The organism is Curtobacterium sp. 1544 (genome assembly GCF_040544915.1).
Taxonomy (GTDB): domain Bacteria; phylum Actinomycetota; class Actinomycetes; order Actinomycetales; family Microbacteriaceae; genus Curtobacterium; species Curtobacterium pusillum_C.
This window is the reverse complement of the sequence record NZ_JBEPKX010000010.1, coordinates 23,491-47,310: the sequence shown is the minus strand read 5'-3', so window position 1 is coordinate 47,310 and position 23,820 is coordinate 23,491. Positions and strand designations below refer to the sequence as shown.

Annotated in this window: 22 protein-coding genes; 18 read left to right on the top strand and 4 right to left on the bottom strand. The window is 71.2% G+C overall.

Annotated elements, in window-relative coordinates; all coding sequences use genetic code 11:
- Window positions 1-33 precede the first annotated feature (33 nt).
- Window positions 34-723, top strand: a complete 690-nt coding sequence (locus tag ABIC61_RS08185) for a hypothetical protein (protein ID WP_354029514.1) — start codon at window positions 34-36, stop codon at window positions 721-723.
- 139 nt (window positions 724-862) lie between these two features.
- Here ABIC61_RS08185 and gnd read toward each other — a convergent pair whose 3' ends face one another.
- The gene (gene gnd, locus ABIC61_RS08180) at window positions 863-2,320 is read right to left on the bottom strand and encodes an NADP-dependent phosphogluconate dehydrogenase (protein WP_354029513.1); all 1,458 of its coding nucleotides are present in this window, start codon (window positions 2,318-2,320) and stop codon (window positions 863-865) included.
- A 113-nt stretch (window positions 2,321-2,433) separates the two neighbouring features.
- On the opposite strand from gnd, the gene ABIC61_RS08175 reads away from it, so the two are divergent.
- Window positions 2,434-2,973 (top strand): gluconokinase, encoded by a 540-nt coding sequence (locus ABIC61_RS08175; RefSeq protein ID WP_354029512.1) that lies wholly within the window; start codon window positions 2,434-2,436, stop codon window positions 2,971-2,973.
- On the opposite strand, the gene ABIC61_RS08170 is transcribed toward ABIC61_RS08175, so the two are convergent.
- Entirely contained in the window at window positions 2,960-3,202 is a 243-nt protein-coding gene (locus ABIC61_RS08170; protein ID WP_354029511.1) for an SHOCT domain-containing protein, read from the bottom strand. The genes ABIC61_RS08175 and ABIC61_RS08170 overlap by 14 nt on opposite strands.
- 215 nt (window positions 3,203-3,417) lie before the next feature.
- Between ABIC61_RS08170 and ABIC61_RS08165 the strand changes: the two genes are divergently transcribed.
- From ABIC61_RS08165 to ABIC61_RS08155, 3 genes are all read left to right on the top strand, one after another.
- Entirely contained in the window at window positions 3,418-4,713 is a 1,296-nt protein-coding gene (locus ABIC61_RS08165) for a sensor histidine kinase (RefSeq protein WP_354029510.1), read from the top strand.
- On the top strand, window positions 4,710-5,402 hold the full coding sequence (locus tag ABIC61_RS08160; protein ID WP_354029509.1) for a response regulator transcription factor: 693 nt from the start codon (window positions 4,710-4,712) through the stop codon (window positions 5,400-5,402). The genes ABIC61_RS08165 and ABIC61_RS08160 overlap by 4 nt, the downstream gene beginning before the upstream one ends.
- An 80-nt stretch (window positions 5,403-5,482) precedes the next feature.
- A complete protein-coding gene (locus ABIC61_RS08155; protein ID WP_354029508.1) occupies window positions 5,483-6,283 on the top strand; it encodes a sugar phosphate isomerase/epimerase family protein in 801 nt (266 codons plus the stop codon).
- Between the two features lie 97 nt (window positions 6,284-6,380).
- Here the strand turns inward: ABIC61_RS08155 and uxaC are convergent, their stop codons facing one another.
- Together uxaC and ABIC61_RS08145 are read right to left on the bottom strand one after the other, a co-directional pair.
- The gene (uxaC, locus tag ABIC61_RS08150) at window positions 6,381-7,877 is read right to left on the bottom strand and encodes a glucuronate isomerase (RefSeq protein ID WP_354029507.1); all 1,497 of its coding nucleotides are present in this window, start codon (window positions 7,875-7,877) and stop codon (window positions 6,381-6,383) included.
- Window positions 7,878-7,888: 11 nt separating this feature from the next.
- Entirely contained in the window at window positions 7,889-8,932 is a 1,044-nt protein-coding gene (locus tag ABIC61_RS08145) for a LacI family DNA-binding transcriptional regulator (RefSeq protein WP_354029506.1), read from the bottom strand.
- Between the two features lie 153 nt (window positions 8,933-9,085).
- On the opposite strand from ABIC61_RS08145, the gene ABIC61_RS08140 reads away from it, so the two are divergent.
- From ABIC61_RS08140 to ABIC61_RS08080, 13 genes are all read left to right on the top strand, one after another.
- Window positions 9,086-10,444 carry an ABC transporter substrate-binding protein gene (locus ABIC61_RS08140; protein WP_354029505.1) on the top strand — a complete coding sequence of 453 codons (1,359 nt, stop codon included), beginning with the start codon at window positions 9,086-9,088 and terminating at the stop codon, window positions 10,442-10,444.
- Window positions 10,444-11,475: a carbohydrate ABC transporter permease gene (locus tag ABIC61_RS08135; RefSeq protein WP_144755639.1), complete on the top strand. Its 1,032-nt coding sequence runs from the start codon at window positions 10,444-10,446 to the stop codon at window positions 11,473-11,475. The genes ABIC61_RS08140 and ABIC61_RS08135 overlap by 1 nt, the downstream gene beginning before the upstream one ends.
- Window positions 11,472-12,425 (top strand): carbohydrate ABC transporter permease, encoded by a 954-nt coding sequence (locus ABIC61_RS08130; protein WP_079238347.1) that lies wholly within the window; start codon window positions 11,472-11,474, stop codon window positions 12,423-12,425. The genes ABIC61_RS08135 and ABIC61_RS08130 overlap by 4 nt, the downstream gene beginning before the upstream one ends.
- A gap of 102 nt (window positions 12,426-12,527) precedes the next feature.
- Complete coding sequence (locus ABIC61_RS08125) at window positions 12,528-13,364, top strand: sugar phosphate isomerase/epimerase family protein (RefSeq protein WP_354029504.1); 837 nt, start codon at window positions 12,528-12,530, stop codon at window positions 13,362-13,364.
- Window positions 13,361-14,557 (top strand): Gfo/Idh/MocA family oxidoreductase, encoded by a 1,197-nt coding sequence (locus ABIC61_RS08120; protein WP_354029503.1) that lies wholly within the window; start codon window positions 13,361-13,363, stop codon window positions 14,555-14,557. The genes ABIC61_RS08125 and ABIC61_RS08120 overlap by 4 nt, the downstream gene beginning before the upstream one ends.
- Window positions 14,554-15,441, top strand: coding sequence for a sugar phosphate isomerase/epimerase family protein (locus tag ABIC61_RS08115; RefSeq protein ID WP_354029502.1), 888 nt, complete (start codon window positions 14,554-14,556; stop codon window positions 15,439-15,441). Before ABIC61_RS08120 ends, ABIC61_RS08115 begins: the two co-directional genes overlap by 4 nt.
- Window positions 15,438-16,706, top strand: coding sequence for a mannitol dehydrogenase family protein (locus ABIC61_RS08110; RefSeq protein WP_354029501.1), 1,269 nt, complete (start codon window positions 15,438-15,440; stop codon window positions 16,704-16,706). The genes ABIC61_RS08115 and ABIC61_RS08110 overlap by 4 nt, the downstream gene beginning before the upstream one ends.
- Window positions 16,703-18,055, top strand: coding sequence for a D-mannonate dehydratase ManD (manD, locus tag ABIC61_RS08105; protein WP_260852746.1), 1,353 nt, complete (start codon window positions 16,703-16,705; stop codon window positions 18,053-18,055). The genes ABIC61_RS08110 and manD overlap by 4 nt, the downstream gene beginning before the upstream one ends.
- 17 nt (window positions 18,056-18,072) lie before the next feature.
- Window positions 18,073-18,966 (top strand): hypothetical protein, encoded by an 894-nt coding sequence (locus ABIC61_RS08100; RefSeq protein ID WP_354029500.1) that lies wholly within the window; start codon window positions 18,073-18,075, stop codon window positions 18,964-18,966.
- Between the two features lie 488 nt (window positions 18,967-19,454).
- Window positions 19,455-20,819 carry an RbtT/DalT/CsbX family MFS transporter gene (locus ABIC61_RS08095; protein WP_354029499.1) on the top strand — a complete coding sequence of 455 codons (1,365 nt, stop codon included), beginning with the start codon at window positions 19,455-19,457 and terminating at the stop codon, window positions 20,817-20,819.
- Between the two features lie 341 nt (window positions 20,820-21,160).
- Window positions 21,161-21,793, top strand: a complete 633-nt coding sequence (locus tag ABIC61_RS08090) for a 50S ribosomal protein L25/general stress protein Ctc (protein ID WP_079238354.1) — start codon at window positions 21,161-21,163, stop codon at window positions 21,791-21,793.
- Between the two features lie 30 nt (window positions 21,794-21,823).
- The gene (gene pth, locus ABIC61_RS08085; RefSeq protein ID WP_097180759.1) at window positions 21,824-22,408 is read left to right on the top strand and encodes an aminoacyl-tRNA hydrolase; all 585 of its coding nucleotides are present in this window, start codon (window positions 21,824-21,826) and stop codon (window positions 22,406-22,408) included.
- Between the two features lie 152 nt (window positions 22,409-22,560).
- Window positions 22,561-23,808, top strand: coding sequence for an NHL repeat-containing protein (locus ABIC61_RS08080; RefSeq protein WP_354029498.1), 1,248 nt, complete (start codon window positions 22,561-22,563; stop codon window positions 23,806-23,808).
- The last annotated feature ends 12 nt before the right edge of the window (window positions 23,809-23,820 follow it).

Genomic DNA, 23,820 nt, shown 5'->3' with positions numbered 1-23,820 from the left:
CCGGTACCGAGCGGGGCGTGCGAGGATCAGGGTGTGCTGAGGCGTCCCGACCGTGTCCCGCGGTTCGGTCGCGCCCGGCGACGGGAACGCCACCCGACGTCCGCCGCGCGACGCCTGATGGTCCTGCGCTGGGTGATCGTCGGCGTGTGGGCCGCGCTCCTCACCGCCCGGATCATCGTCGTGGCCACGACGCCGGACGCCGACCTGACGTACTTCGGGATCGCCGAGGTCGTCGCGATCACACTCGGCGTCGTGGTCATCGGCGTCGCGGTCGTCCGCGCACAGTCGATCCGACGCCGCCGCGAGGACGAGGCCCTCGCACTCGCCATCCGCCGCATCGACCCGACCGTGTGGCTCGTCCCCGCTGCGCCGACCCCGGAACTCCGTACCTCGATCGAGACGATCCGACCCGAGGTCTCGCTCGGCCACCGTGTGACGTGGGCGTTCGGGGCGACCGAGGCGTCGCTGTGGGAACTCGAGGATCGACGCGCGACCCGGCTGCTCGTGATCCGGTGGAGCCGCATGGTGCACGTCGGACTCGAGGACGTGCAGGGCGACGGCCGGTCCTGGGCGATCGCCATGCACTACGTCCGACCCGACGACACCACGGCGGTGGCGACGTTCTTCGTCCGGGCGGCGCCGGGTTCGCGGCGGATGCTCGGGCGCGGACCGCGGCTCGAACGGCTCGTCGCCGACCTGGCGCGGGAGCGCATCGTCGCCTAGCGACTTGCGGCGGGGCACGCGGCGTCCTGCGGTGCGGGGCGTCTTGCGGCGCGGCGCGCGGCGTCCTGCGGCGTGGACGGGAAGGCGGAAGGCCCCGCCGATCGGCGAGGCCTTCCCGTGGTGCGGTTGTCGCCGCGGTCTAGTGGGTGGACGGTTCCTGGTCGACCTCGCGGCGGTCGTCCTCGGACCACAGCGTGTGGAAGGTGCCGTCCTTGTCGATGCGCTGGTAGGTGTGCGCACCGAAGAAGTCGCGCTGCCCCTGGATGAGCGCGGCGGGCAGGCGGTCGGAGGCGAGCGAGTCGAAGTACGACAGCGCCGACGAGAAGCCCGGTGCGGGGATCCCCGACGCTGCGGCGATCCCGACGATGCGGCGCCAGGCGGCTTCGCCCTCCTGCACGGCGTTCGCGAAGTACGGGTCGACGAGCAGGGACTCGAGCGTCGGGTTCTTGTCGTACGCCTCGACGATGCGGTTGAGGAACTGCGCGCGGATGATGCATCCGCCGCGCCAGATCTTCGCGATGTTGCCGAGGTTGATGTCCCAGCCGTACTCCTTGGCCCCGGCGATGATCAGGTCGAAGCCCTGCGCGTACGCGACGACCTTCGAGGCGTACAGCGCCGCGCGGACGTCGTCGGCGAACCCGTCCGGGACCTCGGCGATGGCGGGGCGGTCCGGGAAGGCCTTCTGCACCGCGGACCGCTGGGTCGGCTTGGACGAAACGGCACGGGCGAACACCGCTTCGCCGATGCCGGAGACGGGGATGCCGAGACCGACCGCGTTCTGCACGGTCCAGACTCCGGTGCCCTTCGAGCCGGCCTCGTCACGGATGACGTCGACGAGGGGCTTGCCGGTGTCGGCGTCCTGCTGCTTGAGGACCTCGACGGTGATCTCGATCAGGTAGGACTCGAGGTCGCCGCCGTTCCACTCGTCGAACACCTTCACGAGGTCCTCGACACTGAGCCCACCGACGCGACGGAGCAGGTCGTAGGACTCGGCGATGAGCTGCATGTCGGCGTACTCGATGCCGTTGTGCACCATCTTCACGAAGTGGCCGGCGCCGTCGGTGCCGATGTGGGTGACGCAGGGCTCGCCCTCGGCGACCGCCGCGATCGACTTGAGGATCGGGCCGAGGGTCTCCCAGGCCTCCTTCGAGCCGCCGGGCATGATCGACGGGCCCTTCAGTGCGCCTTCTTCACCGCCCGAGATCCCGGTCCCGACGAAGTTGAGGCCCTTCTCGCGCAGGTCGTGCTCACGCCGGATGGTGTCGTGGAAGTTCGCGTTGCCGCCGTCGACGATGATGTCGCCTTCCTCGAACCGCTCGGCCAGCTGCTCGATGACGGCGTCAGTGCCCTTGCCGGCCTGCACCATGATGATGGCGGTGCGCGGCTTGGACAGGGAGGCGACGAAGTCGTCGATCGACTCGGACGCGATGAACCCGGCGTCGGCGTGCTCGTTCAGCAGCTCCTCGGTGCGGGCGTACGTGCGGTTGTAGACCGCGACCGTGTTGCCCTCACGCGACGCGAGGTTGCGCGCGAGGTTCGACCCCATCACCGCCAGACCGACCACGCCGATGTTCGCCTGTCCGTTGTTGTCTGCCACGAAGGTCTCCTTTGTCCTGACGTTCGCCACCAACCTACGGTCCGCGGCTCGGGATCGCATGGGTGTTACGGCAACTGGGGATGACTGTTCACCCCGACCAATACTGTGGAGGGATGACCGAGAGCGTTGTCCTCCCGCCCGTGCTCGTGATGGGGGTCTCCGGCTCCGGCAAGTCGACGATCGGTCAGGCCCTCGCCGATGCGCTCGCCGACCGTGGTGACCCGAGCGTGTTCGTCGACGCGGACGACCTGCACCCGGCCGCGAACAAGGAGAAGATGCGTCAGGGCATCCCGCTCACCGACGAGGACCGGTGGCCGTGGCTCGATGCCTGCGCCGCCCGGATCGCGTCCGTCGAGGCATCCGGAAGCCGGTGCGTGATGGCGAACTCGGCGCTCAAGCGCGTCTACCGCGACCGTCTCCGCGAATCGGCTCCGGGCCTCGTCATCGCGTACCTCGACGGCTCGCACGACCTCATCGCGGAGCGGCAGTCGCACCGGCACCACGAGTACATGCCGGCGTCGCTGCTCGACTCGCAGTTCGCCACGCTCGAACGGCCGGAGCCGGACGAGGCCGTCGTCGCCGTGCCGATCGACGGCTCGGTCGACGACACGGTGACGGCGATCCTCGCGGCGCTGTCGGTCACTTCCGGCTGAGCTCGGAGAGTCGCGAGCGGTACTCCTCGGCGTCGATGTCGCCGCGGGCGAAGCGGTCAGCGAGCACGGACCGGGCGTCCGACCGAGCACGCCAGCTGCCGCGTCGGAGGAGCCCGAACACCACGAACACGACGAGGAACGCGAAGAAGAAGAACGCCGGGAAGACGAAGAACGGGAACCCGCCGCCGTGCCAGTACGGGGCGGTGGCTGCGATGGTGTTGGTGAGCACGATGACCTCCTGAGGTCGGTTTCGGTGCCGCTGACGCGACCGTTCCAGGATCCGGTCTGGAGGCACGGCTCGCGTCCGCCACGGAGGCCCACTTCCGCCTGCTCCCGCGGTCGTAGGGCACGTCCTCCTCACCAGGCGCCTACTCCCGCGGGAGTAGTCCACAGGTCGTGCTCCCGTCCGATGCCGCGGCCGGGCACCGACCCTAGGCTCGAGCCATGGACCGCACCCCGACCGTCGCCGATGGCTCCCGCTGGGGCGGGCGTCGACGCTTCGCCCGCGTCGGGCGTGTGGTGCCCGTGGCGTTCCTGCAGATCGTCGGCACGCTCGTCGCGTCCCGCTTCGCGACCTCAGCCGGCGGCGACGGGTCGAACGGTGGTCCGCCGTGGGCGCGGCACGCCTTCGGCGGCGCGGTCGACCCGGTGGCCGTGGGGCCGCTCGCGATCGCCCTGCTCGTGGCCGGCGTCGTCGTGCTCCCGTGGCGGTGGCGGTGGCCGCGCGCCGTGCTCGTCGTCACACTCGCCACCACGATCGGGTACGCCCTGGTCGTCAGCCCGCGTGGTCCGTTCGTCGCAGCCCTCACGATGGCGATCGCGAACGCGTGGCTCCGAGGGCACCGGCGGTGGGTCGCCGGTGCGGCAGGACTGGCGATCGCCGTCCTCCCCACCGCCGACGTGCAACTCGGGCGGTCGGCGGTACTCGACCTCAGCGCAGTCCTGCTCTGCATCGCGTGGGTCACGGTGACGATCGCGGTGTCCGAGCTCGTCCGGGTCCGCCTCGAGCGCGTCGCTGAACGCCGTCGACAGCGTGTCGAGGCTGACCGTCGCCGCGCCACGGACGAACGGGTCCGGATCGCCCGGGAACTGCACGACTCGGTCGCCCACAGCATGTCGCTCATCAACCTCCAGGCGGGGGTCGCCCTCCACCTCGGGGCCGACCTGCCGGAACAGACCCGGGCCCCCCTCGCCAGCATCCGCGACTCGAGCCGCGATGCCCTCGTCGAGCTCCGGACGATCCTCGGCGTGCTCCGTTCCGTCGACGGGGCGAACGAGGGTGCGGCCGACGGAATGGGGTCCGAACGCGCGCCGACCGCGGGCCTCGATCGCGTCGCCGACCTGGTGGAGCGCGCGCGTGCCGCCGGGGTCGATGTCACGCTGACGCTCGAGGGGGACAGCGACGGCGTGCACGGCGTCACCGACCGGAACGCGTTCCGCATCGTGCAGGAGTCGGTGACCAACGTGATGAAGCACGCGCCGGGGCACCGGGCGGCGGTGACGATCTCGATCGGGCCGGACGTCGTCGACCTCCGCGTCGAGGACCACCCGGTGGAGCCGCAGTCGGTCGGCACCCCGTCGACCGAACCGCTCGCGTCGACCGGCAACGGGATCATCGGGATGCGCGAACGTGCGAACGCCGTCGACGGCACCCTGTCCGCCGGGCCGACGACCGACGGCGGCTGGCGGGTGGCAGCGCGCCTGCCGGTCGTCGGCACCGAACCGGAGGACACCCGATGACCAACGACCCCACCACTCCCGACACGATCCGCGTGCTCCTCGTCGACGACCAGGTGCTCGTCCGCGCCGGACTCCGAGCGCTCGTCGACGCCGAACGCGGGATGACCGTCGTCGGTGAGGCAGGCGACGGCGACGCCGCGGTGGACGTCGCCCGGCGGGAACACCCCGACGTCGTGCTGATGGACATCCGGATGCCGGGTACCGACGGTCTCTCGGCGACGCAGCGGATCTCGGCCGACCCGGAACTCGCCGGCGTGCACGTCGTCATCCTCACGACCTTCGAAGAGGACGACTACGTGTTCGAGGCGATCCGGGGTGGTGCCGCCGGGTTCCTCGTGAAGGACACCGAGCCGGCCGAACTCCTCCGGGCGATCCGGACCGTCGTCGCGGGGGAGTCCCTGCTCTCTCCTCGGGCGACCCGTTCCCTGGTCGAGGCGTACGCCACCCATGCCAAGCCGTCGTCCCTCGCACCGGAGCTCGGCGTCCTGACCGAACGTGAGCGCCAGGTCATGCAGCTCGTCGCGGTGGGGATGACGAACGCCGAGATCGCCGAGCAGCTGTTCGTGAGCCCGATGACGACGAAGACCCACGTGTCCCGGGCGATGATCAAGCTCGGCGCCCGCGACCGCGCCCAGCTCGTCGTCTTCGCCTACGAGACCGGCCTCGTGACCCCGGGGTGGCGCCCGTGATCCCGCGCTGCGCTGATCGGATCCGTGGCAACGAACGGCAACGACTGCCGGACCGCGGTACTCCGAGTTGCATGGATCCCATGTCGTTCACCGGATTCGGCGTCGTCGCCGGAGCAGCGCTGACCGAGGCCGTCCGTCGTGCGGGGGCCGACCACGTGGAACCGACGATCGCCGGCAACCTGGCGACCCGGCCGGGCGGTGACGGTGGCGGCTGGGCGCTCAACGACGTCTACGACGGCGAGCGCTTCGCGTCCTTCGCCATCCTCGTCCCCGGGGACCTCCCGCTCCTGACCGCGGAACCCACCGCCGTCCGGGGCTACTTCGACGCCGTCCTCCCGATCGTCCGTTCCGTCGCCCACCCCGGCGCGAAGATCGTGTTCGGGTCGGGGACCGCCCGGACGGCACCCGACGGCATGCCCGAGGCCGAGGCCCACCGCCGGTTCGCCGAGGTGCTCCGAACGGCCCGGGACACCGCGGCGGCGAGCGACCTGCGCATCGTGCTCGAACCGCTGAGCCGTTCGGAGACCAACGTCCTGAACTCGTTCGCCGAGGCCGTCGGGTTCCTGGACGACGCGGACATCGACGGGGTCGACGTCGTCGCCGACCTGTTCCACATCCGGAACGCGGGGGAGTCCCTCGACGTCGTCCGCGAGAACGGCGACCGCGTCGGCCACGTGCACGTCAGCGACCGCGACCGGCTCCCGCTCGGGGCCGAGGGTGGCGACGACGTGTGGCGCGACTTCCTCGCAGCGGTGCACGACGGCGGTTACCGCGGCTCGGTCTCGCTGGAGTGCAGCTGGTCCCGTGATGCCGTCGAAGCCGAGCAGGAGATCCGTCGCTCCCTCGACCTGCTCCGGCGAGCAGACTCCGCGCTGGCGTGACACCGAGCCGCACGGTGCGAGGTTCCGCGCACGGTGCGGCCACGATCGCCTCGCACACTGCACGGAACCTCGCACACTGCGTCACCGCCCCACGCGCTCAGAGCTTGAACGTCGCCTTCGGGATGTCCGACACGATGCGCCGCGCGGTGCGGACGGCGTCCTCCTCGGAGAGCTCGTGCGTCACGACGAGCGATGCCAGGTAGGCAGCGTCCGCTCGTCGGGCCATGTCGTGCCGCGCCGGGATCGAGCAGTACGCCCGGGTGTCGTCGATGAACCCCGAGGTCTTCGTGAACGACGCCGAGTCGGTGATGGCCGCCCGGTACCGTCCGATCGCCGCCGGGGTGTCGATGAACCACCAGGGAGCGCCGGCGTACACGGCGGGGTAGAAGCCCGCGAGCGGACCGATCTCGCGGGAGAACACGGTCTCGTCGACGGTGAAGAGCACGAGGTGGAAGCCGGGCGCGGTGCCGAAGGACTCCAGCAGGGGCCGGAGCGGTTCGGTGAAGGACCCGACGGCGGGCAGGTCGTGCCCGGTGTCCGGCCCGAAGCGCTCGAGCGTCGGCGCGTGGTGGTTCCGGTACACCCCGGGGTGGAGCTGCATGACGAGGCCGTCCTCGACGCTCATCTCGGCCCAGCGGTAGAGCATGTCGTGCCGGTACGCGACGGCCTCCGCGGCGGTCACGCCTTCCGGACCCGAGAGCGCGGCCTCGTGGATCCGCGAGCGCTCCGACGCCGACAGCGGTGCCGATCCGGCATCGAGGACCCCGGTGTCGGTGGCCGTCGCGCCGTGCTGGATGAAGTACTGGCGACGCGCGCGGAGAGCCGCCAGCAGCCCGTCGTGGGTTCCCGTGTCGATGCCGGCGGCTTCACCGATCGACGCGACCACGTGCCTCCAGTCCGATCCCGACGGGTCGAAGACGGCGTCCGCGCGGAACGTGGGGACCACCCGGCCGGTGAAGGTGGGGTCGGCGGCGAGCCGCGCGTGCGCGGCGAGGTCCGCGGTGGGGGCGTCGGTGGTCGCGAGGACCTCGATGCCGAAGGCGTCGAACAGGGCACGCGGACGGAACGCGGGCGACGCCAGCAGGTCGGCGATGTGGTCGTACTGGGCGTCCGCGTTCGCGGCCGACGGCTGCTCCGTCAGCCCGAAGACGTCGTGCAGCTCCGTCTCGAACCAGTAGCGGACGGGGGTCCCGAGGAAGTCGTCCCAGTGCTCGGCCAGCGTCCGCCAGACGGACCTGCCTGGCGGGGTCGGCTCAGCGGCATCGCGCCAGCGATGCGCCGACCCCGCCGGGCGAGCCTGCGAGCCCGGACGGGTTCCGGACAGGTCGACGCGACCCAGCGCCTCCAGTCCGACACCGTTCGCGTGCAGGAGCCGCAGGACGTAGTGGTCCGGCGTGATGAGCAGCGACGCGGGGTCCTCGAACGGCTGGTCGTCCGCGATCAGCGAGGCGTCGACGTGACCGTGGGGCGAGATGATCGGCGCGTCCTTGACGGCGTCGTAGACCGTGCGGGCGACTGCACGCGCTCCCGGGTCGGCGGCGAAGAGCCGGTCGGGGTGCGGGGCGAGCGGGGTGGCGGTGCTGAGCTGGGTCATCGTCGACTCCTTCAGGACGGGTGCGGGGCGGGCGCGGGGCCGGTGGACTCGCGGACGGTCAGGTGGGTGGGCAACGCGACGGCGCCGCTCATGTGCTCACCGGGCAGCTCCTCGGCGGGGATCGCGCCGAGTCGGCCCAGGAGCATGCGGATCGCGACCCGTCCGGCGCGCTCGATCGGCGACGTCATGGTGGTGAGCGGCGGGTTGCAGAAGTCGGCGCCGAAGATGTCGTCGCAGCCGACGATGCTCATGTCCTCGGGGACGCGGACGCCGCGCTCCCGGAGTCGGGCGAGCATGCCGATCGCGATGAGGTCGTTGAAGGCGATGCAGGCGGTCGCGCCGGCGTGCACGGCGGCGTCGGCGGCGGCAGCGCCGGAGTCGACGAACGGGGCGTGCGGACCGACGCGGGCGACCCGCACGCCGAGCCGCTTGGCGACGCGCACGAGTGCCTTCCACCGGCGTTCGTTCGACCACGAGCTGTCCGGGCCGGCGACGTAGAGGATGTCGCGGTGTCCGAGCGACACCAGGTGCTGCACGGCCTGCTCGACACCGCCGGGGGTGTCGATCAGGACGGACGGGACCCCGGCGGGCCGGCGGTTCACGACGACGAGCGGCGTGCGTTCGGCGAACCGGGCGATCTGCGCGTCGGAGAGTCGCGACGCGGTGAGCACGGCGCCGTCGGCCTTCCCGGCGATCGCGCTGAGGGCGGCCATCTCGGCGTCGGCGGACTCCTCGGTGTCGACGAGGAGCTGCGTCCACCCGGCACCGGCGAGCTGGTGCTGGGTGCCGCGGATGACGTCGAAGTAGAAGGGGTTCGTGATGTCGGAGACCAGGACGGCGACCGCTCGGGTCCGGCCGGACGTGAGCGCCCGCGCCTGCGAGTTCGGGACGTAGCCGAGCTCGCGGGCCGCCTGCTGGATGCGCTGCTGCGTGGTGTGGTTGACCCGGTCGGGGAGCGACAGCGCACGGGACACGGTCGACGGAGCCACACCGGTCGCGTCGGCGATGTCGCGGATGGTCACCCGCCGGGCGGTGTCGGTGTCTGCGCTGCTCACGCTGCCGAACGTAGGCCGGTCTGGCAACAAGTGGCAACCGGTTGCCGGATGTTGCCATGACGGGAACAGTGGTGTCACGCCGGGGGCACGACCACCCGGCACCCGGGACGCAGCGTCGCTCCCGGGTGGAGGTCTCGAGGAGGAAACCCCCGCATGAGCACAGGAAGACTCAGGACACGCACCCTGATCGGTGCCGTGGCCGTGGTCGCCCTCACCGCGCTGTCCCTGCAGGGGTGCGCCGTGGTGAACGGCAGCGGCGACGACCCGAACACCCTCCGCGTCATGATGGGCGCGGACACCACCTACCCCAAGGAACGCAAGCAGTGGCAGCAGGACGTCGCCGCCGAGTTCGAGCGCACCACCGGGGCGAAGGTCCAGTGGGAGACGTACTCCTCCGCGCAGGAGGAGTTGACGGCCATCCAGACGAGCGTCATCTCCGGGCAGGGCCCCGACGTGTACGCCATCGGCAGCACGTTCACCCCCACCGCGTACGCCACCGGCGCCTTCGTCGAGATGGACGCGAAGGACTGGAAGGCGGTCGGCGGCAAGGACCAGTTCGACCCTGCGTCCTTCGGCATCTCGGGTCCGAGCAGCTCGAAGCAGATCGGCATCCCGTTCGCCAGCCGTCCGTTCGTGATGGCCGTGAACAAGGACCTGCTCGCCGACGCTGGGATCGACTCGATGCCCACCACCTGGGACGAGCTCACCGCGGACGCGAAGGCCACCACCACGGGTGACCGGCACGGTATGGCGATCGCCTACGCGGACGGCTTCGACCCATGGAAGTTCGTCTGGGGCATGGCGCAGAACGCCGGCAACACGATCGTGTCGAAGGACGGCAAGGCCGAGATCGACACGAAGGCCGTCCAGAACGCCTACCGCACCTACTTCGACTGGGTCACCAAGGACGGCGTCGTCGACAAGGCCGCGATCGGGTGGAACAACGCCCAGGCCCTCGCGCAGTTCACCGAGGGGAAGGCCGCGTTCTTCCCGATGACGACGACCACCGCGATCAACTCGTTCAAGAACACCCCCGTGGACGGCAAGTACGAGTTCGCCCTGCTCCCGACGGTCCCACCGGGAGCCGACGAACGGCCGGCCGACGGCATCGAGGCCGCGAGCATCCTCTCCGGCGACAACTGGGTGGTGGCCGACTACGGGAAGAAGCAGGACCTGTCGTTCGACTTCATCAAGCAGCTCAGCACGCCGAAGGCCCAGCTCGAGTACTACAAGCTCTTCGGCAACCTGCCGACGAACACCGACGCCGCGGCCCAGCTCGCGGCGGCGAACCCGCAGCTCAAGCCGATCATCGACGCCGGGAAGCTCTCGAAGCCGACCGCCTTCACCGGTGCCTGGTCGGACATCCAGCTCTCGCTCGTGGACGTCGTCGTCCAGTCCATCCCGTCGCTGAAGAGCGGCGAGGTGACCGACGACCAGCTTCGGAAGCGTCTGCAGGACGCCCAGAAGGACGCCCAGTCCACGCTCGACCGGCAGAAGAACGGAGGCCTGTGATGACGCAGGTCCAGACCCCCGCACCGCGTGCGGGCGAGCAGCACGGCCGCGAGGTGCGGCCGCACGGCAAGACCCCGCTGTACAAGCGCGAACGTCCGCTCTGGATGCTCCTGCCCGGCGGCGTCCTCATGCTCGCCGTCATCGTCGTGCCGCTCCTGGTGGGCGTGTACATCGCGATGCTCGACCTCGACCAGTACACGCTGCGCCAGTGGTTCAGCGCCCCCTTCATCGGGTTCCAGAACTTCGCCGAGGCCTTCACCGACTCACCGCTCCTCCACTCGATCTGGATCTCGGTGTCGCTGTCGGTGCTCGTCACCGCGGTCACCGTGCCGATCGGGGTCGCCGCGGCGATCTCCACCCAGAACCGGTTCCCCGGCCGCGGACTCGTCCGGTCGATCTACCTCATCCCGTACGTGCTCCCGGCGTTCGTCGTCGGCACGTTCTTCCGGACCATGCTCCAGCCGCAGGGCGTCGTGAACTCGATCCTGCACACCGACGTGCTCTGGCTGAACGGCTCGGCGTCGTACTGGGCGCTCGCCGGCGTGATGATCTGGACGAGCTGGCCGTTCGTCTACCTGCTCTCCCTCGCCGGACTGCAGGCCGTCGACAACGAGGTGCACGAGGCCGCCGCCCTCGACGGGGTGACCTGGTGGGCGAAGCTGCGCTACATCATCTTCCCGTACCTGCGCGGACCGCTGTCGCTCGCGATCATCATCTCGATCCTGCACAACATCAACAACTTCACCCTGCCGTTCGTGCTCTTCGGCATCCCGTTGCCGTCGAGCGTCGAGGTGATGCCCGTCCTGACGTACATCGCGAGCTTCCAGTCGTTCCGCTTCGGCCTGTCCGCGGCGATGGCGATCTGCTCGCTCGTGATCGTCGCCATCCCGCTGTTCGTCTACCTCCGGGCCGTCAAGCTCGACACCGGTGACGACGCCGGCCCCAACCGGAAGCAGCGCCGTGCCGACCGGCGCACCCTCGCCGCAGCGACCCCGGCCGCTGCCGCCGACATCGACGGAGCCCGAGCATGAGCGCCTTCACCACCTCCACGCGGACCCGCCCCACGGCGACGCTGACCGAGAGCATCACCGCAGGCGACCGCGGCCGTCGGCACAAGCGCCCCTACGACACGGACGTCACCCGGCTCCTGCCGCGCTGGCTGCTCGTGACCGTGATCGCCGTCATCATCGCGTTCATCGCGGTCCCGGTGCTCTACATCCTGTTCGGCTCGGTGAACTCCGACGTCGCGGTCGCCCGCGGCGAGTACTTCCCGTCCGAGTTCACCCTGTCGAACTACGTCAACATCTGGTCGACGGTCGCGCTCGGATCCGGGCTGGTCAACAGCATCCTGACCGCCGGTGCCGTCGCCGTCGCGAGCGCCGCGCTCGCCGTGTCCACCGCCTACGTCCTCGTCCGCTTCCGGTTCCTCGGACGCCTGACGTTCCTGCGCGGACTGCTCGCACTGCAGTCCATCCCCGGCACCCTGCTGCTCCTGCCCGTGTTCGTGGTGTTCTCGAACATCGCGAGCGCGACCGGCGTGCAGATCATCGGGACGCGCTGGGGCCTGTTCGTCACGTACCTGACGTTCGCCCTGCCGTTCTCGACCTGGGTGATGGTCACGTACCTCCGTGGCCTGCCGAAGGAACTGGAGGAGGCCGCCCGCATCGACGGCGCCTCATCGACGAAGATCCTCACGAAGATCGTCCTGCCGCTGTCGTGGCCGGGCATCGTCGTGTCGGCGATCTTCGCGTTCCTGCTCGGCTGGAACGACGTCCTGTTCTCGACGATCATGACGACTCCGAACACGCGCACCGTGGCCGTGGTCCTGCAGGTGCTCGGCACCACCCAGGAGGGCGGGGCCGTCCCGATCTACGGCCAGATGATGGCCGCGTCCATCGTCTGCGCCGTGCCGGTCGTCGCCCTCTACCTGATCTTCCAGCGCTACCTGGTCGGCGGTCTCACCGCCGGTTCCGTCAAGTAGCGCTGTGGAGTCTGCCGAACTCTCCACAGACTGCCTGGAGGCGCGGTGCCAGCCCGCCCCGCGCCGCCAGGCTGGTCTTCCGGTCACCACGAAGGGAATGCAATGACCCAGCTCAGTTGGGAGCTCTCCGGTTTCGGCGACGAGATCGACGCCGATCCCGCGATCCAGGTCGCGGTCCTCCAGGCGCTGGGAGCCAGCGCCATCGAGGTCCGCAGCGCCTGGGGCGTGAACGTCGTCGATCTCGCCGAGGACCAGCGCGCCGGCCTGCACCGCCTGTTCCAGGAACGCGGGCAGACCGTCTCCGCGATCGCCTCACCGATCGGCAAGGTCGCCGTCGACGAGCCCGTCGAGCACGAGGTCGAGCGACTCGGCCGCGCGATCGCCGCCGCACACGCGCTCGGCACCACGAACATCCGGATCTTCTCGTTCTACTTCGAGGGCCGCGCGCCCGAGGCCGTCCGTGACGACGTGCTCGTGCGGATGCGCGCCCTGGCCGACCTCGCAGAGCGCGAAGGAGTCACGCTGCTGCACGAGAACGAGAAGGACATCTACGGCGACGTCCCGGAGCGCGTGCTCGACATCGTCGAGAGCGTCGGGTCCTCGGCGCTCCGCCTGGCGTGGGACAACGCGAACTACGTGCAGTGCGGTGTGAAGCCGTTCACCGACGGCTGGGCGCAGCTCGCTCCGTACGTCGACTACCTGCAGGTCAAGGACGCCCTCCGCGCCGACTCCTCCGTGGTGCCCGCGGGCGAGGGCGACGGCGAACTCCTCGAGACGCTCACCGCGCTCCGCGACGCCGGGTACTCCGGCTACGCGTCCCTCGAGCCGCACCTCAGCGACTTCACCAACCTCGGCGGGTTCTCCGGTCCCGCGGCCTTCGGTCGCGCCGGACGGGCCTTCCGGACCCTCACCGACCAGATCGGAGTCACCCTGCGATGACCGAAGCAACCCCCCTCAAGCTCGCCGTCGTCGGCGCGGGCGTCATCGGACGTCACCACGCCAAGGTCGCCGTCCACCACCCGGACCTGCAGGTCGTCGCCCTCGTCGACGCGATCCCCGCGGCCGCCACCAGCGCCGCCGACGAGATCGAGGCGATGGGTGTGCCGCGCCCGATCACCACCGAGACCATCGAGGAAGCGATCGCGCAGACCGACATCGACGTCGTCGCGATCTGCTCGCCGTCCGGCATGCACGTGCAGCTCGCCGAGGCCGCCCTGGCCGCGGGCAAGCACGTCGTCATCGAGAAGCCGCTCGACACCACCATGCCGCGCGCCCGGCAGATCGCGTCGCTGGCCGCTGCTGCCCGTGACCGCGGCCTGGTGACGAGCGTCATCAGCCAGCACCGCTTCGACCCGGCCTCGGCCGCCGTCGCCGCAGCCGCCCACGACGGCGGGTTCGGCACCGTGACCTCGGGCCTGGCGAGCGTCGCCTGGTACCGGTCGCAGGGCTACTACGACTCCGGCGACTGGCGCGGCACCTGGGCGCTCGACGGCGGCGGTGCGGTGATGAACCAGGGCGTGCACACCGTCGACCTGCTCGTCTGGGCACTCGGTCGACCGGTGGAGATCTCGGCGCAGACCGGGCTGCTCGCACACGACCGCATCGAGGTCGAGGACACCGCCGTCGCCACCGTCCGGTTCGCCGGCGGGGCGCTCGGGGTCATCCACTGCACGACCGCGGCGTACCCGGGCCTCTCCGCCCGCTACGCCGTGTACGGCACGCACGGGTCCGCGATCGTCGACGACGACCGGCTCGCCTACTTCCACATCGCACCCGACAGCGCGACGCTCGAGTCCGCCTCGACGACCTCGAACGCCTCTGCGGTCGAGGGAGCGGTCGACCAGAAGGACCAGGTCGTCCCGCCGGAGCACGTCGTCGGCGGCCCGGCCGAGCCCGACCACTTCGCCGCCGGACACGGACGGCAGTACACCGACATCGTCGCCGCGATCCGCGAGGGTCGTGACCCCGGCGTGACCGTCGACGCAGCCCTCGTGTCCCTCGCCACCGTCCGCGGCCTCTACGTCAGCGCGACGCTCGGCAAGCCCGTCCGGATCGAAGACGTGATCGAGGGCGCCTACGACGACGTCGTCCCCGTCGTCGGCGCACACGCAGCAGAAGGAGCCAACCGATGAAGTTCTCCGTGTTCACCGCGTCCACCCCCGACTGGACCCCGTCGCAGGCCGCCTCGACGCTGGCCGAGCAGGGCTGGGACGGCATCGAGTGGCGCATCGTCGACGACCGCCCGGCCGACGGCGCCGAGGTGCCGAGCGGCCGCTCGTTCTGGGCCGGCAACAACTCGACGTGGCAGTTCACCGGCATCGAGGACAACGTCGGTGAGATCGCCCGCATCACCGACGCCGCCGGGCTCGAGTACTCCGGCATCGGCGGGTACCAGCAGGCGTCGAACCGCGACGGCGTCGACACGATGCTGCGCGTGACGAGTGAGCTCGGTGCCCGCCAGGTCCGCGTCTCGATGCCGATGTACCGGCAGGAGAAGGAGCGGACGGGGGAGACCTACGCGCAGATCTTCGACCGCACCCGCGCCGACCTCGAGTGGGCGGTTTCCCGTGCGACGGAACTCGGGGTGAAGGCCCTCGTCGAGCTGCACCACATGACGATCACGCCCTCGGCGTCGGCGGCGCTCCGGCTCGTGGACGGCCTCGACCCGGCGCACGTCGGGGTCATCCACGACCTCGGGAACCTCGTGATCGAGGGGCAGGAGGACCACCTCGCCGCGTTCGAGCTCCTCGGCCCGTACCTCGCGCACGCCCACGTGAAGAACGCCCGCTGGGTCGACACCGGCGACACCCGGGCCGACGGCAGCACCGTCTGGCAGAACGAGTGGGCACCGCTCCGGACCGGTCAGGCGTCGGTGTCCGAGTACCTCGACGCCCTACGCCAGGTCGGCTACGACGGCTGGGTCACCATCGAGGACTTCTCCACCGACCTCCCGCTCGAGGCCCGGACCGCCGACAACCTCGCCTACCTCAAGTCCCTCGTCCCGGTGTCGGCATGACCGATCGCCGACCCGGCATCGTCCACCTCGGGGTGGGTGCGTTCGCGCGTGCCCACCTCGCCTGGTACACGCAGCACGCGGGGGAGTGGGGCATCACCGCCTTCACGGGTCGTTCGCCGGCCGTCGCCGACGCGCTCGTCGCCCAGGGCTGCCGGTACACGCTCGTCACGCGGGCCGCATCGGGTGACGACGCCGCCGTGGTCGACGCGATCGTGGCGGCGCACCCCGGCAGCGACGACACGGCCTGGAGGTACGCGGTCGCGTCCCCGGAGACGACCATCGTCACGCTGACGGTCACCGAGCAGGGCTATCGGGCCGGTTCCGACGTCCCGGCTCGCCTGGTCGCAGGGCTCGACGCGCGGCGTGCCGCCGGCTCCGGCCGGATCGCGCTGATCAGCCTCGACAACCTGACCCACAACGGCGGCGTCCTGCGCGACGCCGTCCTCGGAGCCACCACCGACGCCGGACTGCGCTCGTGGATCGAGACGAACGTCTCCTTCCCGTCGTCGATGGTGGACCGGATCACCCCCGCCACGACCGAGGCCGACGTCGCGGACCTCGCCGCGCTCCCGGGAGCGCTCGACGGCGACCGTGTGCCCGTGGTCACCGAGCCGTTCTCGGAGTGGGTGCTCGAGGACGCCTTCGACGGCATCGACCGGCCGTCGTGGGAGACAGCCGGCGTCCGCATCGTCGACGACGTCACCCCGTACGAGCAGCGGAAGCTCTGGCTCCTGAACGGTTCGCACTCCCTGCTCGCGTACCTCGGCCTGCAGCTCGGGCACGAGACCGTCGCGTCCGCGATGGGCGACCCGGTCTGCCGCGCGGCCGTCGAACAGCTCTGGGACGAAGCAGCGCTCGAACTCCCGCTGCCCTCGGCCGAGATCACCGCAGCTCGCGATGCCCTCGTCGACCGGTTCGCGAACCCCCGCATCCGGCACACCCTGCGGCAGATCGCGTCGGGAGGCTCCGAGAAGCTCCCCGTCCGGGTCGTCGACGTGCTCCGGCACCGGCTCGCCCGCGACCCGTCCGCCGGCATCGGTCCCGGAGCCGCGACCGCGATCGCCGCGTGGTGGCTGCACGTCACCGACCAACCCGAGTTCGTGAGCGACGCCGGAGCGCCCGGGGCAGACTCGGACCTGCACGACGTACTGCGCGTCATCGCCCCCGACCTCGACACCGAAGCGACCGTGACGGCGGTGACGGCCGCCGCCGACCGCATCCGTGCCAGCACCACCACCCGCACCGACGAAGGAGTCCCCGCATGACCGACACGACCACGAACCCCGCGGCCCCGGTGCCGGGTGCGGCGGACACGGGTGCCGCGAGCGACCCGACCGCCGGCCGCCCGGACACGTGGGCGTCCACGGACCGCGGCCAGCTCATCGAGCGCGCCGAGGTCATCGTGACCAGCCCGAACCGGAACTTCGTCACGCTGAAGATCACGACCGTCGACGGCGTCACGGGTCTCGGCGACGCGACGCTGAACGGGCGCGAGCTCGCCGCAGCCGCGTACCTGTCCGAACACGTCGTCCCGCTCCTCATCGGTCGTGACGCGAGCCGGATCGAGGACGCGTGGCAGTTCCTCTACCGCTCGTCGTACTGGCGCCGGGGTCCCGTCACGATGGCCGCGATCGCCGCCGTCGACATGGCGCTCTGGGACATCAAGGGCAAGGTCGCGGGGATGCCCGTGTACCAGCTGCTCGGCGGGGCCTCCCGCACCGGGCTGATGGCGTACGGGCACGCATCGGGCAAGGAACTGCCGGAGCTGTTCGACTCCATCCGGGAGCACCAGGCCGAGGGCTACCGGTCGATCCGCGTGCAGACGGGCGTGCCGGGCCTCGAGTCCATCTACGGCATCGCGTCGAACAAGACCACGGTCGGCAACGACGGCGTCCGGTACGACTTCGAGCCGGCGCAGCGTGGGGCGTTCCCGGCGATGGAGGACTGGGACACCCGGGCGTACCTGCGGCACGTGCCGACCGTGTTCGAGGCCGTCCGCAACGAGTTCGGCCCCGAGCTGCCGCTGCTGCACGACGGCCACCACCGGATGACCCCGCTGCAGGCCGCGAAGCTCGGCAAGTCGCTCGAGCCGTACGACCTGTTCTGGCTCGAGGACTGCACCCCCGCCGAGAACCAGGAAGCACTCAAGCTCGTCCGCCAGCACACCACCACGCCGCTCGCGATCGGCGAGGTCTTCAACACGATCTGGGACTTCAAGGACATCATCCGCGACCAGCTCATCGACTACGTCCGCGGCGCGGTCACGCACATGGGCGGCATCAGCCCGCTGAAGAAGACGATGGACTACGCGGCGATGTACCAGATCAAGTCCGGGTTCCACGGGCCGACCGACATCTCCCCGGTGGGCCTCGCGGCGCAGATGCACCTCGGGCTCGCGATCCACAACTTCGGCATCCAGGAGTACATGCAGCACGGGCCGAAGACGAACCAGGTGTTCCGGCAGACGTTCACGTTCACCGATGGGTACCTGCACCCCGGCGACGAGCCGGGCCTCGGGGTCTCGCTCGACGTCGACGAAGCGGGCAAGTACCCGTACGAGCAGGCCTACCTGCCCTTCAACCGGCTGGCCGACGGAACCGTCCACGACTGGTAGCGAGCAAGCTGGGCCGCATGGGGTTCGCGGACGTGGCGAGGGAACTGCTCCTCGTCGCGCCCGCGGACTTCGTGGCCGAGCGGACCGCACGGCAGCGCGCGGCCCGGAAGGACGACCGCGACCTCGCGACGGCGATCGGTGCGCTGCGGAAGCCGGCCCCGGCCGCGTGGGTGATCGACCTCCTGGCGGACGAAGGTGCACTCGACGACGCCGTCGACCTCGGACCCGCACTGCGGAAGGCCCAGGCGGACGCCGACCCGAAGGAGATCGCGACGCTCCGCCGGCAGCGGTCCGGTGTCGTCGGAGCACTCGCCCAGGCAGGCGCCGACCTCGCCGAGCAGGCCGGACACCCGGTGACGACGGCGGTGCTCGACCAGGTGCGGGCGACGATCGAGGCCGCGATGGCGGATCCGCACGCCGGAGCCGCCGTCCGGTCAGGGCTGCTCATCAGGCCGCTCGAGAGCGTGGGGTTCGACGAGGTCGACCTCGACGGCGCACTCGCGGATCCCGATGCGGTGCCGGATGCCTGGTCCGGCAGCGACGCACCACCGATCCCCATCGACCAGGCGCGCCGTTCCCGGAAGCCGAGCCGCGCCTCCAGGCCTGCTCCCGCACGGGAACCGAAGCCGGCGCCGCAACGCGAGCCGAAGACCGACCCGGCGGCGGAGCGTCGGGCTGCCCGCGAGGCCGAAGCCGAGGCCCGCACGGCGTCCCGCGAAGCCGATGCCGCGCTCAACCGTGCGGAGGGCGATCTCGAAGCCGCCGAGGACCGTCGTGCCGAGCTCGAACGCGCGCTCGCAGCGGCGACGGCCGAGGTCGAACGCCTCGAGCGCACCCGCGACGAGGCCGAAGCCGCGAGCGACCGCGCACGCGATGTCTTCACCGCAGCGAGGAAGGGACGCCGGGCCTAGAGCGAGATCTGCATCCCGTCCGACGTCCGGTGGGGGCCGAGCGTGCCCGTTCCTTCCCACAGCGGTCGAGGTAGCGAGCGGAATCGCGCGTACCGGGTCGAAAGGAACGGCTGAGTACGCCCGGAACGGCCAGGTACACGCGGAACGACCCAGCACGAGCGGAACGGCCAACCACGCGCGGAACGGCCTCATACGCGCGGAACGGCCCCGCCGCCCACATCGTTACGCAACAGTTGTCGTTCTTGACGACGGGCGTTGGAGCGGTCTAATCTCGGGCACCATGCCTCGGGCCGGCGATGGTCCGCCGGGGACCGGCGCTGCGCCACAGCACACGGACGCACTCGCCGCCCCGGGTTCAGGACCCACATCATCGCCGACGATCACCGCCCGCAGCCACTGCGCGGGCGGTGTCACCGGTGCGCGGCGCACCCCGGAGAATGCCGCGATGCGGGTCGAGCACTCCGGGGGCCCACCAGGAGAGACGACCGATGTCGGAACCCCGCACCAACCGAACCAGCACCTTGACCCCGCCGAACGGCGTCACCGCACCCGCGGCAGGGCCCGCCGCGCCGACACAGCGCACCCCGTTCCTCGCCCGCCTCGGCATCCCGCACCCACTGCGCTGGGGCTTCCTCGGCGTGCTGGTCTTCATGACGGGCGACGGCATCGAGTCGAACTTCATCTCGCCGCACATCGCCGGGGTCCTGGGCACAGGCGGGACCGACAGTGCCGCGATGATCATCGGCATCTACGGCGTGGCGGTCCTCGTCGCGTCGTACTTCGCCGGCGTCCTGTCGGAGCTCTGGGGTCCGCGCCGCGTCATGACCATCGGCGCCGTGCTCTGGGTCGTGTTCCAGGTCGCCTTCCTCGCGGCGCTGCCCACGGCGTCCGTCGGGCTCATCGCGCTGACGTACTTCCTCCGTGGCCTCGGCTTCCCGCTGTTCGCGTTCTCGTTCCTCTGCTGGATCAACCACACCGTCGCCCGCGAGCGGAACGCCACCGCCGTCGGCTGGTTCTACGTCGTGTTCACCGGCGGCCTGCCGACCCTCGGTTCGCTCATCGCCATCGGCACGATCCCCGCGTTCGGCGGCGGGTCGCTCGGTGAGACCTGGTCGATGGCGGCCTCGCTCGTGTTCGTCGTCGCCGGGTGGCTGATCGTCCGCTTCGGCGTGCACGAGTCCACCGGCCTCGGTCGGATCGCTCCGCGTGAGCACTCCGCGGCCCGGGTCATCGCGTCCGGCATCGAGGTCTGCATCCGTCGCCCCAAGGTCCTGCTCGCCGTGGTCATCCGGCTGGTCAACACGGCACCGGAGTTCGGCATGTTCGTGATCATGCCGGCGATCATCGGCACGGAACTCGGCTGGGGGCAGTCGAAGTGGCTGACCATGACCGTGATCGTCTACGCGGGCAACATCCTCTTCAACGCGTTCTTCGGCGCGCTCGGCGACCGCATCGGCTGGATCCGCACCGTGAAGTGGTTCGGCATCGCGGCCTCCGCGGTGGGGCTCCTCGCCTGGTGGTACGTCCCGCACCTCGTGCCCGCGGGCTCCGAGTGGGGCTTCTGGCTCGCGACGGCGGCCGGCACGGTGTTCGGCATCATGCTCGCCGGCTTCACCCCGATGGGTGCGATCGTCCCGGCCTTCGCGGGCGAGGAGCGTCGCGGCCCGGCGATGGCGATGTACGCCACCGCGGCCGGCGGCGCGACCTTCCTCGGCAACGCCGTCGTCAGCGCGATCCTGCCGTGGGGCGGCCCTGGTGGCGTCGTGTGGACCTTCGTCCTCCTGTACGTCCTCGCGTTCGTGGTCCTGTGCTTCCTGAAGGTGCCGGAGGGCGCGGAGGCCGCCGGCCACTAGGCGACCAACCACAGGCCTGGCGTGTCCCGCTCGGCGGCGACGCGAAGCGTCGCGCGGGACACGCCGACCGAGCCTGCGAGGGAGGACGGGGCGGCCCCGCCACGCGCCTCCAGGCCGACCTGTACCCACGTCCAGGGCGTGGGCCGACACGCCCGGACCGGTGCTGCTAGACTCGGTGACTGACTTCGGCGAGGGCCGCGCATGCGCGGCCGTGATCGACGCGGTGGGAGAGCCGGCCCAGTCCTGGGAGCGTTCCTCACGCGTGTACGCGTTCGAGTTGCAACACCACAGACCCCCACGATGCCGGCACCCCGGTGTCGCCCCCGAGACCAGGAGACATCATGGCCGACTACACCAAGCTCGCAGCGGAAGTCCGCACCAAGTTCGGCAAGGGCGCTGCTCGCAAGCTCCGTGCCGCCGACAAGATCCCCGCGGTCGTCTACGGCCACGGCACCGAGCCCAAGCACATCACCCTCCCGGGTCACGAGACCATGCTGCTCGTCCGTACCGCCAACGCGGTCGTCGACCTCGACATCGAGGGTGCGGCGCAGCTCGCCCTCGTCAAGGACGTCCAGCGTGACCCGGTGCGCCAGATCATCGAGCACATCGACCTCGTGGTCCTCCGCCGCGGCGAGAAGGTCACGGTCGACGTGCCCGTCGTGGTCGAGGGCGAGTCCTTCTCCGGCACCATCCACGTGCAGGACCTCAACACGGTCTCGCTGCTCGTGCTCGCGACCGACATCCCCGAGCACGTTGTGGTCGACGTCGAGGGCCTCGAGGACGGCACGCAGATCCACGCCTCGCAGCTCACCCTGCCCGAGGGCGCCGAGCTCGAGACCGACGCCGAGGCCCTCGTCGTCGCGATCGTGACCCCGCGTGGCACCGCTGACGACGACGCCGCCGACGAGGCAGCTGCCGAGGCCGGCGCCGAAGCCGGTGCCGAGGGCGGCTCCGCCCCGGTCGACGGCGAGTAACACCCCCTTCGCGGACATCTGGTCGACGCTGTGGCGGATCGCACCCTGATCGTGGTCGGGCTCGGGAACCCCGGGCCCGGCTACGCGGGGAACCGTCACAACGTCGGCCAGATGGTCCTCGACGAACTCGCTGCCCGGATGGGCGCGACGTTCAAGAAGCACAAGACCCCGAACCAGGTCGCCGAGGGGCGCCTGGTCCCCGGCGGCCCGAAGCTCGTGCTGGCCAAGCCGGGGTCGTTCATGAACACCTCCGGCGGTCCGGTGTCGAGCGTGCTCGGGTTCTACAGCGCCACCCCGGAGTCGCTCGTCGTCGTGCACGACGAGCTCGACCTGCCGTTCGACACCGTGCGGCTCAAGGGCAGCGGCGGTCACGGCGGGCACAACGGCCTGCGCGACATCATCAAGGCGACCGGGACGAACGAGTTCACCCGCGTGCGGATCGGCATCGGCCGACCCCCCGGGCGACAGGACCCCGCCGACTACGTGCTGCGTGACTTCTCGCCGACCGAGAAGAAGACGCTGCCGAACCTGCTGGCCGACGGCGCGGACGCTGTGGAGGCGATCGCGGACCTCGGGCTCCTCGCCGCACAGCAGCGGGTGCACGCCCCGTCCTGACCTGTCCCATCGGCGCACGGTCCCCGAACTGGGGGACCCCCGCGTCCCCCGGCCCCGGTAGCTTCACGCCGGGGGAAGCGCCCCCGTGACGACGACCGGGAGCACCGATGGGGAGCCGCGCGACCACGCCGCAGCGCAGGAGAGGGCCCGTCGTGCTGCCGTGGGCAGCGTCCGTCTGCGTCCTCGCGCTCGTGGCCCTCGGCCTCGCCGGCGCCCTCACCACCACCCGAGCGGCCGCGGCCGGCGTCCCGTGGCGCGTCGACGGCGTCCACACCGCGGCACCTCCGGTCGCATCGTCGTTCGTCGCGCCGAACGACGTCGCGTTCGACGACATCGGCAGGCTCGTCGTCGCGGACTTCGCAGCCAACGGCGTCCTCCGCCAGGGCACCGACGGCACGTGGGAGACCATCGCCGGCTTCGGGACCCACGCCGCAGCGATGTGGAACCCATCGGCGGTCGCCGCCCTGCCGGACGGTGGGTTCGTCGTGGCCGAGGCCGGCCGTCGCACGGTCACGGTGCTCGACGCGACGGGAGCCGTGGTGCGTCGGGTCCCCTCGCCGCCGACCCGCCGTGCCGTGTCCGAACTCGCGGTGGAGGGCTCGACGGTGTGGGCGGCCGCGCCGGGCAGTGGCGCGCTCTGGACGGCCGACCTCGGCGTCGGCGCGTGGACGGCGGTGGACGGGCCCTGGAGCGACCCGGCGGGTGTCGCGCTCACACCGGACCGGACGGCGTTGGTCGTGAGCGACGCCGTCACCGACGAGGTCTGGCGGCTCGCACGTGGTGAAGACGAGCCGTCGGCGGAGTCGCTCGGGTTCCCTACGGTCGACCGTGCGCGGTTGCTCGGTGTGGCGGTCGACCCGAGGGGCGCCGTGTACGTGGTCGACAACGGCGGCGGTCGTGTGTGGTCGCTCGGCGTCGACGGGTGGTCGGTCGTGCTCGACGCGGCACCGGACGGCAGCGTCCTCGTGAACCCCACCGCAGTGTCCGTCGGTGCGGGACGCCTGGCGGTCGCGGACTACAACCGGCAGCGGGTGGTGACGGCCGCTCGGGTGGACGAGGGCAGCGCGTCGGCGACGTCATCAGCGTCGCAGGCCGTCCCGTCGGCGTCGGAGACGGTCCCGTCGGCGTCGGAGGTCGCGTCGTCGCCGTCGGCGGCCGCCCCGTCGCCCGGTGGTACGTCCCCGACCAGCACCGTCCCGATCGGCGCTGGCCCGACGGGCGCGGTTCCGACCCGCGCGGACCCGACTGGTGTCGCGGAGGCAGGGCCGCACGGGTCCGGCGCTCCGGTGCTCGCGGTGACCGGGACTGCGCTCGTCGTCCCCGGGGCCGCACTCGCGGTGTCCGCCGTCGTCGCCGGTGTCGTCCTCGGAGCGGTCGGCCGTCGGCGTCGCCTCCGCTGACCGCCCCGTTCG